Genomic DNA, 16077 nt, shown 5'->3' on the forward strand with positions numbered 1-16077 from the left:
TTGGCGAACTTCTTGTTCGGTGACGACGACGCGTTGATCCAGATCGATATGGGCGAGTTCCATGACCGGTTCACCGCGTCTCGGCTGTTCGGTGCTCCTCCCGGCTATGTCGGGTACGAGGAGGGTGGTCAGCTCACCGAGAAGGTGCGGCGTAAGCCGTTCTCGGTGGTGTTGTTCGACGAGATCGAAAAGGCGCATCAGGAGATCTACAACACCCTGTTGCAGGTCCTCGAGGACGGCCGGCTCACCGACGGTCAGGGTCGCACGGTCGATTTCAAGAACACCGTGCTGATCTTCACCTCGAACCTGGGTACCTCCGATATCTCCAAGGCGGTCGGGTTGGGCTTCACCCAGTCCAACGCCGAGGGCTCGAACTACGAGCGGATGAAACTCAAGGTCAACGACGAACTCAAGAAACACTTCCGCCCCGAGTTCCTCAACCGCATCGACGACGTCATCGTCTTCCACCAGCTCACCACCGACCAGATCGTGCAAATGGTGGACCTGATGATCGGCCGCGTCGCCAAGCAACTGAAGAACAAGGACATGGAGATCGAGCTGGCTCCGCAGGGCAAGGCGCTGCTGGCCAAGCGCGGCTTCGACCCCGTGCTCGGTGCCCGGCCGCTGCGGCGCACCATCCAGCGCGAGATCGAGGATCAGCTCTCGGAGAAGATCCTCTTCGGCGAGATCGGCCCCGGCCAGACCATCGTGGTCGACGTCGAAGGCTGGGACGGCGAAGGCTCCGGCGAGGACGCCAAGTTCACCTTCACCGGTAAGGCGAAGCTGACCAAGGGCGACAAGACCGAGGACAAGCCCGAGGTCGTGCTGACCGGCGCGACCGAAGGTTCCGCGGAGGCCGTCGGCGAGTAAGAGCTCCACGAAAGGCCCGCCTTCCCCTGGGAGGCGGGCCTTTTCGCGTCTCCGTTAGGGCGACCAGTGCGCGAGCACCGGCGCGAAGGCGTCCGCGATCTCACCGGGGACGAGTACCTCATCGATGCCGTACTTTTCGCGACGGGCGGCCAGTGTCTCGATGGCGGCGGCCGGGTCGGCGTCGAGGACGCCCGCCGCGCCCGCCGCGCGCAGCGCGTCGGTGGTGAGGCCGAGGCGGGTGCTGGTCCAGTAGGGCAGCCGGTCGCCGATGCCGATCAGCTGATGGCTGAAGGCAATCGAGCGGTCGGTGTGGTCGCGGACGATCCGGACCATGTCGGCGAGTTCCGGCTCGGTGACCTGCGGACCTGCCGCGAGCAGGATCCGATCGGCGAATTCGGCTGCGGCGGCCAGCATCCTGGGGCCACTGGCGGCCACGGTGACCGACGGCGCGGGATCGACCGCCGCGCGGACCGCGGCCACCGTATCGGCCAACTGTGCGCGCCGGGCCGCCGCGGATCCCCAAGGCATCCCGAGCTGTTCGGCTTCGGCACTCGCGTCGGGCCGTCCCGATCCGATGCCGAGTTCGAAGCGGCCGTCCGAAAGTAGTTGCAGCGCTGCGGTTTCCCGGACGGTAGCGGCGGTGTTGCGCAACGGCCCGGCGAGCACGTTCGGGCGCAGCCGGATGGTGCTGGTGACGGCGGCCGCCGCGGCCAGGGCAGGAAACGGCGACGGGGTGTTCAGCGTGTCCGGCAACAGAAGCGTCGCGTAGCCCTGGCGTTCGGCGGCTTGCACGGACCGGACCCATTCGGTGCCGGAGCGCGGGATGAGGACAATGGCGAATTTCATGCGCCAAGCCTGCGCCAGGAGACCATACCGTGACATCGGCCGCGCGTCGCCGGTCGATATACGTCCGCGTGCGTACGCGATCGCGGCCGCTACGGGTAGTGCTCCGGGTTTGCCGCAGCGCCAGGCGGGTCACGGCGCAGAGGATGCTCGATGATTGCCGTTCGCGGACGCCGCCGCGCTTCGACTCGCGCGGTGTACGAGCGGATCGGCGTACGTTGGAGGGGGTTCGAGACACCGACCGCGGGGGTGCGTATGACAAATCCAGATCTGACCTTGATCGCCGTATTGCTGGACCGCTCCGGCTCGATGCAGTCGATCAAAACCGACACCGAGGGCGGTTTCGCCGCGTTCCTCGAACAGCAGCGCGAAGTGCCGAAGACGATCGAGGTGACCCTCGCGCAGTTCGACACCGAGTACGAATGTCTCTACGCGAACAAGCCGCTCGCCGAGGTCCCGCCGCTGCAGTTGCAGCCGCGCGGGATGACCGCGCTCTACGACGCGGTCGGCAAGCTGGTCACCGATATCGGCAGCGAGTTGTCGAAGCGTCCGGAGGAGCAACGGCCGGGCACGGTCATCGTGGTGGTGCTCACCGACGGTCACGAGAATTCCAGCCGGGAATGGTCGCACGCGGCGGTGAAATCGCTGATCGTGCAGCAGCGCGAGGTGTACAGCTGGGAGTTCCTGTTCCTCGGCGCCAACATGGACGCGGTCGAGATCGGCACCGGCATGGGCTTCGATCCCGGCTCCTCGATCACCTACGCCGCTGCGCCGCAGGGTGTTTCGGCCGTGTTCCGCTCCGCGTCCCGCTATTCCGCGCGATTGCAGAGCGCGCCGGGCGCGCCGGGGCGCGGCTTCACCGACGCCGAACGGCAGGAGGCGAACCCGGGCAGCTGAGCGGTCGGCCTACTGCCAGCCCGGCCGCACCAGGCCGGACTCGTAGGCCATGACCACCAGTTGGGTGCGGTCGCGGGCACCGAGTTTCATCAGGATCCGGCTGACGTGCGTGCGCGCGGTGGCGGGGCTCATGAACAGCCGTTCGCCGATCTCGGCGTTGGTGAGGCCCTCCGCGACCAGCACCATCACCTCGCGCTCGCGCTCGGTGAGTTCGGACAGTGTCGCGGGCGGCGGGGTTTTCGCGTGCGCGGAGAATTCGGCGATCAACCGCCGGGTGACGCCGGGGGAGAGCAGCGCGTCCCCGGCCGCCACCACCCGCACCGCCCGGACCAGGTCGGCCGGCTCGGTGTGTTTCACCAGGAAGCCGGTCGCGCCGGCGCGCATCGCCTCGAACACGTACTCGTCCAGCTCGAAGGTGGTCAGCACCACCACCCGTACCGCGGCGAGCTGGGGATCCTCGGCGATCATGCGGGTCGCGGCGAGACCGTCCAGAATCGGCATCCGGATATCCATCAGCACCACGTCGGGCGTCAGACTGCGGGTCATCCGCACCGCCTGTTCCCCGTTGTCCGCTTCGCCCACCACCTCGATCCCGTCCTGCGCGGCCAGCAACGCCACGAACCCGCCCCGCACCAGCGCCTGATCGTCGGCCACCACAACCCGAATGCTCATGGGCGTACCTCGCCTGCGCTCGATTGACCGGCGGTGCGGTCGCCGGGGCGGATCGGGCGGACGTTGTCGGGGCGCGCGGTGTCGTCCGGGCGGGGGGTGGGCGGCTTGCGCTCGCTCGGTTCCATCGGTTGCAAGGGCAGGCGGGCCGCGACGCGGAAGCCGCCGCTCGGGCGGGGGCCCGCGGTGAGCGCGCCGCCGAGCGCGTGGGTGCGCTCACGCATGCCGAGGATGCCGTTGCCGCCGCCCGGGCCGGATTTCGGCGTGGCCGCGGCGGGCCGGGAATTGTCGACGGTGATGTCGACCGATTGCGCCGCGTAGCGCACGGTCACCGAGGCCTGTGCGCCCGGCGCGTGGCGCACCACGTTCGTCAGCGACTCCTGGATGATCCGCGCGCCCGCCACATCGATCACGCTGGGCAGTTGCTGCGGCGTTCCGATGATCTTGGTGTCCACCGCGAGGCCCGCCGCGCGCGCCCGTTGCAGCAGCGCGTCCAGGTCGCCGATGCTCGGTGCCGGAGCGCGCGGTGCCGCGGGCCGCGGCGCGTCCGGCTCCGATTCCCTGCTCGCACCACCGGATTCGTGCTCCTCGGCCGGAACCCGGCCGGCGCCACCGGAATTGCGGGTGGTCCAGCCGCGGCCCGGCCGCCGCCGATTCGGCGCGGGCGGCTCTTGCGTGAATTCGGCTGCCTCGGTGTCGGATTCGCCTGCGACCGGACCGCCGGAACGAATCGAGTGCAGCAGCGTGTGCACTTCGGCCAGTGCGTCCCTGCTCGCCGTCTTGATCGCGTCGAGCGCGGTCGCGGCCTGTTCCGGCTTCTTGTCGAACAGCTCCAGCGCGACCGACGATTGCACATTGATCAGCGAAAGACTGTGCGCCAGTACGTCGTGCAACTCACGGGCGATCGCGAGCCGCTCCTCGCTGGCTCGCCGCTCCCGCTGCGCCTCCTCGTCGCGTCGCGCGGCCTCGGCACGTTGGCGGCGCGCGATCAGGACGGCATTGCGCTGGCGGATTCCCTCGACCGCGCACAGCAGCACGACCAGCCACGCCATCAGCGCGAAGATCTGCCAGACGTTGGCGCCCCGCCCGAACAGTTCCGGCACCGGCCAGACCAGCACCAGATAGCCGAGCGGCACCAAGGGGTAGGTCCACCAGCGTGATCCGATGCTGCCTGCGGTGAGGAACGCGATGATCAGTGACAGGAAGATCGGCCCGTAGCCGTACCCGAGCGACAGATAGGCGATGCACGCGCCGAGCGCGATCAGCAGCACCGGCACCGGGTGGGCACGCCGCCAGATCAGCGCGACGGGTCCGGCGAGTAGTAGCGCGTAACCGATTACACCGAGCGAATTCTCGCCGATTCTCATGTTCGCGAACGTGCCGCCGACGATCTGGAGCGCGGCGACGACGAGCGCCACACCCCAATCCCAGCCCAGTGAGCCTCGACTCGTCATGCTTGTCCTCACCCGCAGCAGCCTATTCGGCTCGTCGGCCGAACGGCGTCCGCCTCGCTACGTATTGCTCAGGTAAGGCAGCAGCGTAGTGCGGCTTACGTACCCGCAACGTCGCCGCGGGACGGATGTGCCGGGCCGGGGGTACGGCGAATGCTCAGTGGCATGAACGATTCGATCGTGGTCACCGACGGGCTGACCAAACGCTACGGCGACCATATCGCCGTCGACGACGTGCACATGCGCGTGGCGGCCGGCGAGATCTACGGGTTCCTCGGGCCGAACGGCGCGGGCAAGACGACCACGCTGCGCATGCTGGTCGGGCTGATCCGGCCGAGCGCGGGCACCGCGACCGTGGCCGGGCACGCACCCGGTGCGCCGGCGGTGGTGCGCCGAATCGGTGTGCTCATCGAGGGGCCCGGCTTCTTCCCGTATCTCTCCGGCCGGGACAACCTGCGGGTGCTGGCGAAATACCGCGGTCTGGGCCGCGACGATCTCGAGGACGCGCTGGACCGGGTCGGACTGGCCGACCGCGCGGACGACAAGTTCCGCACGTACTCGCTCGGCATGAAGCAGCGACTCGGCGTCGGCGCCGCCCTGCTCGGCCGGCCGGATCTGCTGATCCTGGACGAGCCGACGAACGGCCTCGACCCGCAGGGCATGGCCGAGATGCGGGAACTGATCACCGCGCTGGCCGGTGACGGGCACACCGTGCTGCTGTCGAGTCACATGCTCAGCGAGGTGCAGGAGATCTGCGATCGGGTCGGGGTGATCTCGCACGGCAAGCTGCTCGCCGAATCCACCGTCGCCGAATTGCGCGGCGCCGCATCGCTTCTGCTGCGCGCCGAGCCGATGGAGGTGGCGTTCCCGGCCGTGCGCGGCGTGGTCGGCGAGCGGGGCGCGATCCTCACCGCGAGCGGCATCCGGATCGAGGGCGTCGACGGCACCGCGCCCGCGGTGGCGCGTGCGGTGATCGACGCGGGCGCCGACCTGCTGGAACTGCGACGCGACGAAAAGTCGCTGGAGGAAGTGTTTTTCGAGATGACGAGCGGACAATGACGATGAAAGACTTGATTGCGAGCACGCGGGCCGAGGCACTGCGGCTGCGGAAGTGGCCCGCGTTCTGGATCATCCTCGGCACGTGGATCCTGCTGAATCTGACGTTCTCGTACCTGTTCAACTACCTGGCCTATACCTCGGGCGAGTCCGGCCGGATGTCGAACGGACTGCCGAGAGACATACTGCTGCAACAGATGCTGCCCGCCGCGGTGCCCGGCGTCTTCACCCAGGGCATGGCGATGTTCGGTGGTGCGCTGATGCTGGTGCTCGGCGCGCTGACCACCGGCAGCGGATATGGCTGGGGCACTTGGAAAACCGGCTTCACCCAGGGGCCGTCGCGGATCAACGTGGTGGGCGGCGTGCTGGTGAGCCTGCTGGTGGTGGTGCTCGCACTGGTGCTCACCGCGTTCGTGGTGGACATCGGGGTGGCGTCGCTGATCGGTGCGGCCCAGGGGCAGTCGCTCGCGCTGCCCTCGCTGCGGCAGTCGGCGCTCGGGGTGCTCACCGGTGTCGTGATTCTCGGGATGTGGACGCTGGCGGGCGCGTTGATCGGGGCCCTCGCGCGCGGACCCGCGCTCGCGGTCGGTCTCGGGCTGGTGTGGGTACTGGTGGTGGAGAACCTGCTTCGCGGGGTGGCAGGCATCTTCGCACCGATCGCGGTGCTCACCGATCACCTGCCCGGGACCGCCGCGGGGTCGCTGGCCGGCGCGATGCGGACGGTCGGGGCCGGGACGCCCGGCGTGCTCGACATCCTGTCCCGCACCGAAGCGCTGATCGTGCTGGCGATCTATATCGCGCTGTTCGTGGCGGGGACGGTGTATTCGATGCGCAGGCGCGACCTGGTGTGACCGTCCGAGTCGAAAGCCGTTGGCGGACTGCCCGCCAACGGCTTTCGTCGTGTCGCGTTGTGGCGGTACCGCTCAGTCGCCCGCGGTGCGCAGCACGGCGTGCGCGAGCCGGGACAGCGCTTGCGCGATCCGCGCGGAACTGAGACCGCGCGCACGCTGCTGCTGGAACACCTCGGCCGCCAGCGGCGCCAGCAGCGGATCGACCAGGGCGTCGGGTTCCCGAATCCCGGCCTCCCGCAACAGGGCTCGCACATGTGCGGACCAGAACCCATACGCCCCGGTCGCGTAGCGCGCCCCACCGGTCTCCGCGCCGAGCGCGAGATCCGCGTGCGCGTCCAGCAGTTCGACCATCGCGGCGTAGAACGCGGCCAGCCGTTCGGCGGGCGGCGCCCCCGGCCCCAGCGGCGGCGCTCCCCCGATCAGCTGCTCCTGCAACGCCCGTTCGTGCTCGTCGAGCAGGGCGACCGCGATCGAATTCCGGTCCGGGTAGCGCCGATACAGCGTGCCCCGGCCGACGCCGGCCGCCTTCGCGATGTCGTCCATGGTCACCGTGCGCGGGTCGCGCGTGGCGAACAGCTCCGCCGCCGCGGCGAGCACCTTGGCCCGATTGCGGGCGGCGTCCGCGCGCTCGGGTGGCGCGGCGGAGGGGGCGGCCGCTTGCCCGCTGAGCAGGTCCGGATGGCTGGTCATGCTGCCGACTGTACTCGATTTCCGAAAAAGTGGACAACATGTCCAGTTTGGCTTACAGTCGATCTCGACATCAAATGGACACGGCGTCCACTTAGGTTCCGACTGGTGCCGAGAGCACCGAGTGAGGTTCGAAAATGAGCAGCTTGTTGCACCTGGATGCGAGCGCACGCACCCGTTCGATCAGCCGGGAAGTCAGCGCCGCGTTCGCCGCCGCATGGCAGGCGCAGCACCCGCACGGCGAGTACCGCTACCGGGATCTGGCGGCCGAGCCGATCCCGTTCATCGATGAGGCCTGGACCGAACTGTGCGATCTGGTGCTGCGGCAGGAAAGCACCGATCTCTATGCCCTGGGCGATCTGGTGCGCTCGCCCGCACAGGCCGCCGCATGGGAGATCGTGCGGCCGCTGCTGGCCGAGGTGCTCGCGGCGGACGTGATCCTGATCGGCACCCCGATGTACAACTACTCGATTCCCGCTTCGCTCAAGGCCTGGCTGGACCAGGTGACCTTCCCGCGAATGTCGTTGGGCCACCGCCGTTTCGTGGTGACCACCGCGCGCGGCGGCAGCTACGTGCCGGGCGCGCCCAAAGCCGCCTACGACTATCAGGAGCGCTTCCTGCGCGACTTCTTCGCGGGCCATTTCGCCGTGCACGACACGGTTTTCGTCAACGCCGAACTGGCCAACGCGCGCCAGGATCCGGCGCTGGCCCACCTGCGCGACAAGCACGAGCAGTCCTATGCCCGGGCGCTCGAGGCGGCGCGTGATCTGGCAAAGGAGTACTGAGATGAACTGGGTCGTCCTCGGTCTGGCCGGACTGGTCGAGATCGTCTGGTCGCAGAGCATCAAACCGACGGAGAACTTCACCCGCCTGGTGCCGACCGTGCTCTGCTTCGTGCTCGGCGCGACCGCCGTCTACCTGCTCTCGCGCGCCATGCAGACGCTGCCGGTCGGCACCGCGTACGCCGTGTTCACCGGTATCGGCGCGGTCGGTGCCATCGGGCTGGGCGTCGTGGTGCACAAGGACCCGTTCAGTGCGGGCCGCGCCCTGGCGCTGTCGATGATCATCGGCGGGATCGTCCTGGCCCGGATCACCAACCCGGAGTGAGGTCAATGCGGCGGTGCCGCAACCGATTTGGTGAGGTCTCGGCATATTCCCCACGGCACCGCAATTCCTCGGCCCTGCGCCCGTGGCACTCGAGTCGGACCTGAAGACGTGGCGCGGCGGACTGGCTAGGCTCGGTGCCGCATCGGAATCGATCAGAATTCACCGAAAGGACCGTGATGCCTACACGTAGCGCGCGTACTGCCTGGACCGGCTCTCTGCAGGAAGGCTCGGGGCAGGTCGAGCTGACCAGCTCGGGCGTCGGCAAGTACGACGTGTCGTTCCCGAAGCGCTCCGCCGAGGAGGCCGACGGCACCACCAGCCCGGAGGAGCTCATCGCGGCGGCGCACTCGTCCTGCTACGCGATGGCGCTGTCGGCCCAGATCGGCAATGCGGGCGGCACCCCGGAGAGCCTGGACGTCTCCGCCGACGTCACCCTCGGCCCCGACCCGGCCGGCGGCTTCCGGATCAGCGGCATCAAGCTGACCGTCCGCGGCAAGGTCTCCGGTATCGACGCCGACGCGTTCGCCGCCGCGGCCGAGGCCGCCAAGGCGGGCTGCCCGGTGAGCAAGGCGCTGGCGGGCGTCGACCACATCACCCTCGACGCCGCCCTGGCCTGAGATCGCACGACTGCCCCGGTTCGGAGTGGCCGAACCGGGGCAGTCGGGTGCTGTCCCAACGGTTATGCGCCGGAGCGGGCGAAGTAGCGGCGGGCGGCCGGGTGATACATCGCCGGGATGGCGACCAGGACCGCCAGCACGTGGATCGCGCGGAGCAGTCCGATCACCACCGACTCGGCGCCGACGTGGTCGAAGAGATCGCCGAACCGGTCCGCCGACAGCAGTGCCGCGAGCGGTTCGATGATCAGCGAGGCCAAGCCGACCACGCCGATGCCGAAGGTCAGCACCAGCCGGGCCCAGCGGGCACCGGCCGACATCCGGATGGCGACCAGGAGCACGACGAAATAGATCGCCAGGCGCACCGCCAGCCCGGACGTGACGCCCGCGACATCGGCCTCGTTCCGCTCCACAATCAGTGCGGCGCGCAGGATTCCCTCGCCGACCCCCGCGAGCAGTGCGATGACGAGGCCGACGAAGGCGACGCGCACGGGGCGCGGCGGTGCGGCGGGAGCAGCCGAACGCAGGTGTGCTGGCCAAACGGAAAAGGCAGTGCCGGTCATGACACCGACACTGCCCTGCGATTTCCCGCTGCGGATCAGCCCGCGGTAGCGACCGGCTCTCGTACCGGAGTATCAGTGCGCGAGGCGAATTCGGTGAGCGCGGCGAAGCCGAGGGCCAGGCAGACCCACAGCGTTGCCGTCTCGGCGAGCGAGGCCACCCGGAACTGCCACAGCAGACTGGCCGGGAAGTCCGCCTTCACCTCATCGATACCGGGCAACAGGATGTAGCCCAGCGCGGTGATCAGCACGAAGACGGCGAGTCCGCCGATCAGCCGCAGCGTGCCCGGCTGCGCCCGCAGCAATTTGAAGGCGTAGACGGCCGCGCCGACGGCGACGAAGCCGAGCGCCACGGCGGCCACCCACAGCAGGGTGCGTTCGTTGATCGTGTCCGGATCACCGACCGCGGGCGGATTCGCCGGATACTTGAAAAACGGCACCGCGACGATCGCGGCCCAGCCGCCGAGCCCGAGGCCGAGCGCGAGCGCAGGCCCGCCGAGGGTGGTGTAGCGCCGCGCGAAGTGCGCCACCGAGGCGAAGATCGCGCCGAGCGCGAGTCCGGCCAGGCCGAGCGCCAGGAACTGGCCCGCCTTCTGCCCGGTGCGGCTGACCAGTGGTTCTTCCTCGTCGCCGTGCGAATGTCCGCCGGTGGCTTCCGGTTCGGCGCCGTGCGCGTGCTCGGCGGGCGGCGCGGCAGCGGACTCCTCGATGGCGATGGCCGCCTCGACCTTCGGTTCACCGACGAAGTAACCCACCGTCGCGGCGAGCAGACCGGCGAGGAGACCGGCCAGCAGGCCACGCAACAGCAGGGTTTTCAGGGAACCGGTGAGAGGAGGAGCAGCGTGGGAGTTCAGTGGCACGGAAGCCCCAGCAGGTGGCGTCCATCGTGCATCAGCTCGTGCAGATACATCCCGCTGCGCGAGATGACACCTTGATCGAAACCGACCAGGTAGAGCGTGAGCAGTGCGAGAAGAACGACACCGACTGTGACGAGCACAGTGGCCAGTGAATCGTTTGCCCGGCTCGGCGAATGCGCGATAGCCATGCGAGTCCTCCTTGGGGATGCGCCGGATCGGACAGTGTCCGCCTGCGCTTTTCCGCGTCCCGTCGAGTGGTCGGCGCGAAGGTGCCGGTGTCTGGCTTTCCGGCACCCGATGACCCGGTGCATGGAACACAGTGGCGCGACCGCTCCGGAATCACACCGGAATTACCGCATCACCCTCGCGTTTTGTCATTCGAACTGTGACACCTGGAGGCGGCCGCCGTCAACACGACCAGCGACGACCGCGCCCCGGCCTCGGGCGAGTCGCTGGGCCGCGCTCAGATGGCGGGTTTGCCCGCGACGTCGAGCACGACCTCGAATTCCAGCAGCGACGCACCGGTGGAGACCGGCTTCTGGCGCTCGCCGGCGTGCGCCTCGCGGGCGGGCCCATCCCGCCACGCCGCGAAGGACTCCTCCGAATCCCACTGGGTGACAACGAAGTACCGGTTCTCCCCGGCCACCGGCCGCAGCAGCTGGAAGCCGAGGAAGCCCGGCGAGCCCTCGACCGCGTGCGCGCGGTGGGCGAAGCGCTTCTCCAACTCGGGGCCCGCGCCCTCGGGAACCTCGATCGCGTTGATCTTCACAACAGCCATGGCCTCGACAATACGACCCGCGCGGGCGGAGCGGGGATGAGCCCGCTCGGGGCCGCACGGCACAATCTGGAGCGTGTTGCACGACGAAGGTGGCGCGGGCGTCCCGATTCTGCTGTTGCACGGGTTGATGGGCAGTGCCCGGACCTGGCGCGACCAACTGGACTGGCTGCGCGGCCACGGCCATGTGTTCACCTTCGACGCCGCGGGCCACGGCAGGCCGGCCCCGGCCGAGCTGACCACCGAGGCGTTCGTCGCCGATCTGGCCGCGGCGACCGCCGGCATCACCGAACCGATGGTGGTGATCGGGCATTCGATGGGGGCGCTGCACGGGTGGGTGTTCGCCGCGACCCATCCGGAACGGGTGCGCGCGCTGGTGGTGGAGGACATCGCACCGGATTTCACCGGCCGGACCGCCGCGGGCTGGGCCGCCATGATCGAGGCCTGGCCGCAGCCGTTCCCGGACGAGGACGCCGTGCTCGCGTTCTTCGGGCCGGTGGCCGGGCGGTACTTCCTGAACTCCTTCGAACACGGCCCGGACGGCTACCGGTTACACGGTTCGGTCGAGACGTTCCGCGATATTTCGGAGGAATGGGGGACTCGCGACTTCTGGTCACAGTGGCAGGCCCTGCGCGTGCCCGCGCTGCTGCTGGAGGGCGAGCACACCATCACCCCGCCCGGTCAGATGGCGCGGATGGCCGCCACCCATCCCGACGCGCGGCACGTGATCGTCTCGGGCGCAGCACATCTCGTGCACGACGACCAACCCGCCGCCTACCGCGCCGAGGTCGAGCGCTTCTTGCGCCGCGTGCTCGGGTAGCCGCACCTGTGCCGCCTTCCTGCACCCGCTCTCGTTGCCGGAGAGAGTGCGTCGGGTCAGCGGGGTGCGGCTCAGGAAGTCGCCCGCGGCCGGAGGGCGTGCGTCGGCTCAGCGGGGGTGCGGTTCAGGAAGTCGCCTGTGGCCGGAGGGCGTGCCGCCGGACCGGCGTTGTGCGGCTCAGGCGCCGCCCTCGCCCGCCAGTGCGAACAGCCCGTCGGCGGTCTGCTCGACGAGACCGTCGACGAGCAGCGAGTCCAGGGCGCGGGCGCGCTGGCCCGGATCGCGCGGCCAGGCCAGATCCAGCCGGACCTGTTCCACCGGCCCGGTGGCATCGCGCAGGACGTCGAGCAGGCGACCGCGGGCCTGGCGATCGGTGCCTTCGTATTTCTGCGTGCGCCGGACCACCTCGGAGACCGGGCGGCCCGCACTCACCCAGGCGCAGGCAGGCAGTGGGCAGCGGGCGCAATCCGGGGTACGGGCGGTGCACACCACGGCCCCGAGTTCCATCAGCGCCGCCGAGAACACCGCCGCCCGGTCGATCTGCTGCGGCAGCAGGGCCTCGGTCTCGGGCAGATCGCGCGAGGAGGGGTTGCCCGCTTCGGCGCGACCGTGCACGGCCCGGGCGACCACCCGCCGGACATTGGTGTCCACCACCGGAACCCGCTGCCCGTAGGCGAAGCACGCGACCGCCCGGGCGGTGTAGGCGCCGATGCCGGGCAGCCCCAGCAGCACCTCGACATCGGTGGGGACCACGTCACCGTGTTCGGCGGCGAGCACCCGCGCGCACTCGTGCAACCGCAGCGCGCGCCGGGGGTAGCCGAGCTTGCCCCACGCGCGCAACACCTCGGCCTGCGAGGACGCCGCCATCGCCGACGGGACCGGCCAGCGTGCCACCCATTCCCGCCAGATCGGCTCGACCCGGACCACGGGGGTCTGCTGCAACATGATCTCGCTCATCAGGATCTGCCAGGCGGTGACGCCCGCCCGGCGCCACGGCAGATCCCGCGCGGTTTCCTGGTACCAGTCCAGCAACACGTCCGCATCGATACTGTTCGGGGCTTTCCTCACGATTCCTGTCTCACTGTCGCTGGGCGGTGTTAGCCGACCTGTAACCAATCGAACTCGCTGGTAACACAAGCGTTGTGCACAATGGTCGGTATGCCTGATTCAAATCCGATCAGTGCCTGGAAGTCTTTGCGAGAAGGCAACGATCGCTTCGTCACCGGCACGCTGCTGCATCCTAGTCAGGGGGCGGCCGACCGAGCCAAGCTCGTCAGCGGCCAGCACCCGTCCGCGATCCTGTTCGGCTGCGGTGACTCCCGGGTCGCCGCCGAACTGATCTTCGACCAGGGACTCGGCGACATGTTCGTGGTGCGCACCGCGGGCCATGTGGTCGACAGTTCCGTGCTCGGTTCGATCGAGTACGGCGTCCAGGTCCTGGACGTGCCGCTGATCGTGGTCCTCGGGCACGACAGTTGCGGGGCGGTGAAGGCCACCATCGACGCACTCGACGGCGGTGAGGTGCCCGGCGGGTTCATCCGCAGCGTCGTCGAGCGGGTCACGCCGTCGATTCTGGTCGGCCGCCGCGAAGGCCTGTCCACCGTCGACGAGATGGAGGCCAGGCACGTGGTGGAAACCAGCAAGCTGCTCATGCAGCGGTCGATGATCATCTCCCAGCGCATCGCGACCGGCGAACTCGCGATCGCCTGTGTCACATACAAACTCGCCGAGGGCAAGGTGAAACTGCACCGCGTCGTCGGCAACATCGGCGAACTCGCTTAACCCGCAGCCGCCGTCCCGACCCACGTCGCCGCAGCGTGCGGCCCGGAATTCCCCCGGCACTCTGGCCGGGTCCGGGCCGACACGCCGCGGCCCTGAGTCGTTGCACCCGACCGTGCCCTTACCGTTGAGGCGTGCTGGAACCGAATGGACCGCTGCCACCGGAGATCTATTGGCGTCGTCGCGCATTGGCGATCGGCGCCTTGGTCGTGGCGTTGGCGCTGGTGATCTGGCTGGTGCTCACGGTGTCGCGCGGCGGCGACTCGCCCGGTGACTCGAAGCCGGTCGCGGCCGGCTCGTCCACCTCGGTGCCGAGCAAATCCGCCGACCCCTCGACGCCGAAACCGTCCGGCAGCGCCGAATCCAGCGCGCCGCCCTCGACCAGCGCGGCGCCCGCGTCGAACGAACCTGCCGCGGGTCAGTGCCCCGACCAGTCGCTGGCGATCAAGATCAGTGTGGACCAGCCGACGTATCGGGTCGGCGAGCAGCCGAACTTCCGCATGGTCATCACCAACATCTCCAGCACGCAGTGCCAGCGGGACATGAACTCGGCGCAGATCCAGGCGTCGGTGCTGTCCCTGGACGGCCAGCGCCGGTTCTGGACCAGTTCGGACTGTTCCCCGGTCGACGAGTCGAACGCGCGCAACCTCAAGCCCGGTGAGCAGGCGCTGTTCACGGTGCGCTGGTCCGGCACGACCTCGCAGCAGGGTTGCGTCGGCGAGCGGGTGCCGGTTCCGGCGGGCGCCTACCAGGTGGTGGCCCAGTTCGGGTCGCTGCACAGCTCGCCCGAGCCGTTCAACCTGACGCCCGCTTAGAAGTCGGGGGCGGTCTCCTTCGGCTCCGGCTTCTCCCGCTTCTTGCGGGTGCCGGTGATCCGGATGGCCGCGCGCACGTCGGCGACCTCGTGGATCTTCATGCCGCCCCGTTTCAGCGGTGCGTAGCCGGGCGGCACCAGGGCGGTGGTGAAACCGAGGCGCTCCGCCTCGGCCAGCCTGCGTTCCAGCCCCGTCACCTTGCGCACCTCACCGGCCAGGCCGACCTCGCCGAGGATCACCCAGCCCGCCGGAATCGCGACCTCGGAATTGGCGCTCGCGATGGCCAGCGTGATGGCCAGATCGGCGGCGGGCTCCAGCAGCCGCATGCCGCCGACGGTGGCCGCGTAGACGTCGGACTTGCCGATGAACACCTTGCCGCGGCTCTGTAGCACGGCGAGCACCATGGCGACCCGGTTGTAGTCGAGGCCGCTCACGGCGCGCCGCGGATTCGGGATCTCGGTCTCCACGGTGAGGCCCTGCACCTCCGCGACCAAGGGCCGTTTGCCGTCCATCGCCACCGTCACCGCGGTGCCCGGCACCGAATCGGTGCGGTGGTGCAGGAACAGGCCGGACGGATCGTCGACACAGGCGATGCCATCCTCGTGCAATTCGAAACAACCGACCTCGTCGGCGCTGCCGAAGCGGTTCTTGATGCCGCGCACCATGCGCAGCGTCGAGTTCTTGTCGCCCTCGAACTGCAACACCACGTCGACAAGGTGTTCCAGCGTGCGCGGGCCCGCGACATTGCCGTCCTTGGTGACGTGTCCGACCAGCAGCACGGTGATGCCGCTGGCCTTGGCCAGCGAGGTCAGCGCCGCGGTGACCGCGCGGACCTGGGTGACACCGCCGATCACGCCGTCCACCTCCGGCGCGAGCATGGTCTGCACCGAGTCGACCACGAGCAGCGTGGGGCGCACCTGTTCCACGTGGCCGAGCAGCACGGAGAGGTCGGATTCCGCTGCGAGATAGACCCTTTCGTGCACCGCACCGGTGCGGTCGGCGCGCAGGCGGACCTGGCCCGCCGACTCCTCCGCGGTGACGTACAGCGAGCGCGCGTCGTGTTGGCGGGCCCAGCGGTGCGCGACCTCGAGCAGCAGCGTCGACTTGCCGACCCCCGGTTCGCCGGACAGCAGCACCACCGAGCCCGGCACCACGCCGCCGCCGAGCACCCGGTCGAGCTCGCTCACGCCGGTCGGACGAGCCTTGGTGATCTGCGAATCGATGCTGGAGATGGGGGCGGCGGCGGTACTCGGCAGCATCGCCCGCCGGGCGGGCGCGCCCGCGCCGGTCGCCGCGAGGGCCACCTCGTCGATCGTGCCCCAGGCGCCGCAGTCGGGGCATTTGCCCACCCACTTGGCGACCTCGTGCGTGCAGGCGGAGCACCGGAAGATCGACTTGGTCTTGGCCACATGCGCACCTTACGGAT

20 protein-coding genes are annotated in these 16077 nt (G+C 69.3%); 10 read left to right on the forward strand and 10 right to left on the reverse strand.

Annotation, left to right across the window (positions count from 1 at the left end):
• Window positions 1–870 (forward strand): AAA family ATPase (locus tag NVU01S_RS24360; protein WP_156161774.1); only part of this gene is annotated, 870 nt, incomplete at its 5' end.
• Window positions 871–924: 54 nt separating this feature from the next.
• On the opposite strand, the gene NVU01S_RS24365 is transcribed toward NVU01S_RS24360, so the two are convergent.
• A complete protein-coding gene (locus tag NVU01S_RS24365) occupies window positions 925–1716 on the reverse strand; it encodes an LLM class flavin-dependent oxidoreductase (protein WP_043676759.1) in 792 nt (263 codons plus the stop codon).
• 252 nt (window positions 1717–1968) lie between these two features.
• On the opposite strand from NVU01S_RS24365, the gene NVU01S_RS24370 reads away from it, so the two are divergent.
• Complete coding sequence (locus NVU01S_RS24370) at window positions 1969–2610, forward strand: vWA domain-containing protein (RefSeq protein ID WP_081868699.1); 642 nt, start codon at window positions 1969–1971, stop codon at window positions 2608–2610.
• Between the two features lie 9 nt (window positions 2611–2619).
• Here the strand turns inward: NVU01S_RS24370 and NVU01S_RS24375 are convergent, their stop codons facing one another.
• Together NVU01S_RS24375 and NVU01S_RS24380 are read right to left on the reverse strand one after the other, a co-directional pair.
• Window positions 2620–3282: a response regulator transcription factor gene (locus NVU01S_RS24375; RefSeq protein ID WP_043676631.1), complete on the reverse strand. Its 663-nt coding sequence runs from the start codon at window positions 3280–3282 to the stop codon at window positions 2620–2622.
• The gene (locus tag NVU01S_RS24380) at window positions 3279–4733 is read right to left on the reverse strand and encodes a sensor histidine kinase (RefSeq protein ID WP_244467393.1); all 1455 of its coding nucleotides are present in this window, start codon (window positions 4731–4733) and stop codon (window positions 3279–3281) included. Before NVU01S_RS24380 ends, NVU01S_RS24375 begins: the two co-directional genes overlap by 4 nt.
• 162 nt (window positions 4734–4895) lie before the next feature.
• Between NVU01S_RS24380 and NVU01S_RS24385 the strand changes: the two genes are divergently transcribed.
• Together NVU01S_RS24385 and NVU01S_RS24390 are read left to right on the forward strand one after the other, a co-directional pair.
• Complete coding sequence (locus NVU01S_RS24385) at window positions 4896–5789, forward strand: ABC transporter ATP-binding protein (RefSeq protein ID WP_043676761.1); 894 nt, start codon at window positions 4896–4898, stop codon at window positions 5787–5789.
• A complete protein-coding gene (locus NVU01S_RS24390) occupies window positions 5786–6637 on the forward strand; it encodes an ABC transporter permease subunit (protein WP_082032248.1) in 852 nt (283 codons plus the stop codon). The genes NVU01S_RS24385 and NVU01S_RS24390 overlap by 4 nt, the downstream gene beginning before the upstream one ends.
• A 72-nt stretch (window positions 6638–6709) precedes the next feature.
• Here NVU01S_RS24390 and NVU01S_RS24395 read toward each other — a convergent pair whose 3' ends face one another.
• Window positions 6710–7327 carry a TetR/AcrR family transcriptional regulator gene (locus NVU01S_RS24395; RefSeq protein WP_043676637.1) on the reverse strand — a complete coding sequence of 206 codons (618 nt, stop codon included), beginning with the start codon at window positions 7325–7327 and terminating at the stop codon, window positions 6710–6712.
• 134 nt (window positions 7328–7461) lie between these two features.
• On the opposite strand from NVU01S_RS24395, the gene NVU01S_RS24400 reads away from it, so the two are divergent.
• From NVU01S_RS24400 to NVU01S_RS24410, 3 genes are all read left to right on the forward strand, one after another.
• Window positions 7462–8109 (forward strand): FMN-dependent NADH-azoreductase, encoded by a 648-nt coding sequence (locus NVU01S_RS24400; protein WP_043676639.1) that lies wholly within the window; start codon window positions 7462–7464, stop codon window positions 8107–8109.
• 1 nt (window position 8110) lies between these two features.
• The gene (locus NVU01S_RS24405; protein ID WP_043676641.1) at window positions 8111–8431 is read left to right on the forward strand and encodes a DMT family transporter; all 321 of its coding nucleotides are present in this window, start codon (window positions 8111–8113) and stop codon (window positions 8429–8431) included.
• 176 nt (window positions 8432–8607) lie between these two features.
• Window positions 8608–9048 (forward strand): OsmC family peroxiredoxin, encoded by a 441-nt coding sequence (locus tag NVU01S_RS24410; protein ID WP_014981304.1) that lies wholly within the window; start codon window positions 8608–8610, stop codon window positions 9046–9048.
• Window positions 9049–9110: 62 nt separating this feature from the next.
• On the opposite strand, the gene NVU01S_RS24415 is transcribed toward NVU01S_RS24410, so the two are convergent.
• The 4 genes from NVU01S_RS24415 to mhuD form a co-directional block, all read right to left on the reverse strand.
• On the reverse strand, window positions 9111–9608 hold the full coding sequence (locus NVU01S_RS24415; protein ID WP_156161775.1) for a hypothetical protein: 498 nt from the start codon (window positions 9606–9608) through the stop codon (window positions 9111–9113).
• A 35-nt stretch (window positions 9609–9643) separates the two neighbouring features.
• Window positions 9644–10465: a CbtA family protein gene (locus NVU01S_RS24420; protein ID WP_043676646.1), complete on the reverse strand. Its 822-nt coding sequence runs from the start codon at window positions 10463–10465 to the stop codon at window positions 9644–9646.
• On the reverse strand, window positions 10456–10650 hold the full coding sequence (locus NVU01S_RS24425; protein WP_042254749.1) for a CbtB domain-containing protein: 195 nt from the start codon (window positions 10648–10650) through the stop codon (window positions 10456–10458). The genes NVU01S_RS24420 and NVU01S_RS24425 overlap by 10 nt, the downstream gene beginning before the upstream one ends.
• A gap of 275 nt (window positions 10651–10925) precedes the next feature.
• The gene (gene mhuD, locus NVU01S_RS24430) at window positions 10926–11240 is read right to left on the reverse strand and encodes a mycobilin-forming heme oxygenase MhuD (protein WP_029898852.1); all 315 of its coding nucleotides are present in this window, start codon (window positions 11238–11240) and stop codon (window positions 10926–10928) included.
• A 73-nt stretch (window positions 11241–11313) separates the two neighbouring features.
• Between mhuD and NVU01S_RS24435 the strand changes: the two genes are divergently transcribed.
• Complete coding sequence (locus tag NVU01S_RS24435; protein WP_043676648.1) at window positions 11314–12057, forward strand: alpha/beta fold hydrolase; 744 nt, start codon at window positions 11314–11316, stop codon at window positions 12055–12057.
• 177 nt (window positions 12058–12234) lie between these two features.
• Here NVU01S_RS24435 and NVU01S_RS24440 read toward each other — a convergent pair whose 3' ends face one another.
• Complete coding sequence (locus tag NVU01S_RS24440) at window positions 12235–13125, reverse strand: HhH-GPD family protein (RefSeq protein WP_043676650.1); 891 nt, start codon at window positions 13123–13125, stop codon at window positions 12235–12237.
• 90 nt (window positions 13126–13215) lie between these two features.
• Here NVU01S_RS24440 and NVU01S_RS24445 point away from each other — a divergent pair, with 90 nt between their 5' ends.
• Both NVU01S_RS24445 and NVU01S_RS24450 read left to right on the forward strand, forming a co-directional pair.
• Window positions 13216–13839 carry a carbonic anhydrase gene (locus NVU01S_RS24445; RefSeq protein ID WP_042254768.1) on the forward strand — a complete coding sequence of 208 codons (624 nt, stop codon included), beginning with the start codon at window positions 13216–13218 and terminating at the stop codon, window positions 13837–13839.
• Window positions 13840–13970: 131 nt separating this feature from the next.
• Window positions 13971–14651, forward strand: a complete 681-nt coding sequence (locus tag NVU01S_RS24450) for a hypothetical protein (RefSeq protein WP_043676651.1) — start codon at window positions 13971–13973, stop codon at window positions 14649–14651.
• On the opposite strand, the gene radA is transcribed toward NVU01S_RS24450, so the two are convergent.
• Window positions 14648–16060 carry a DNA repair protein RadA gene (radA, locus tag NVU01S_RS24455; protein ID WP_043676653.1) on the reverse strand — a complete coding sequence of 471 codons (1413 nt, stop codon included), beginning with the start codon at window positions 16058–16060 and terminating at the stop codon, window positions 14648–14650. The genes NVU01S_RS24450 and radA overlap by 4 nt on opposite strands.
• Between the last annotated feature and the right edge of the window lie 17 nt (window positions 16061–16077).

It is taken from the genome of Nocardia vulneris, assembly GCF_001613425.1.
In the GTDB taxonomy this organism is placed as follows: domain Bacteria; phylum Actinomycetota; class Actinomycetes; order Mycobacteriales; family Mycobacteriaceae; genus Nocardia; species Nocardia vulneris.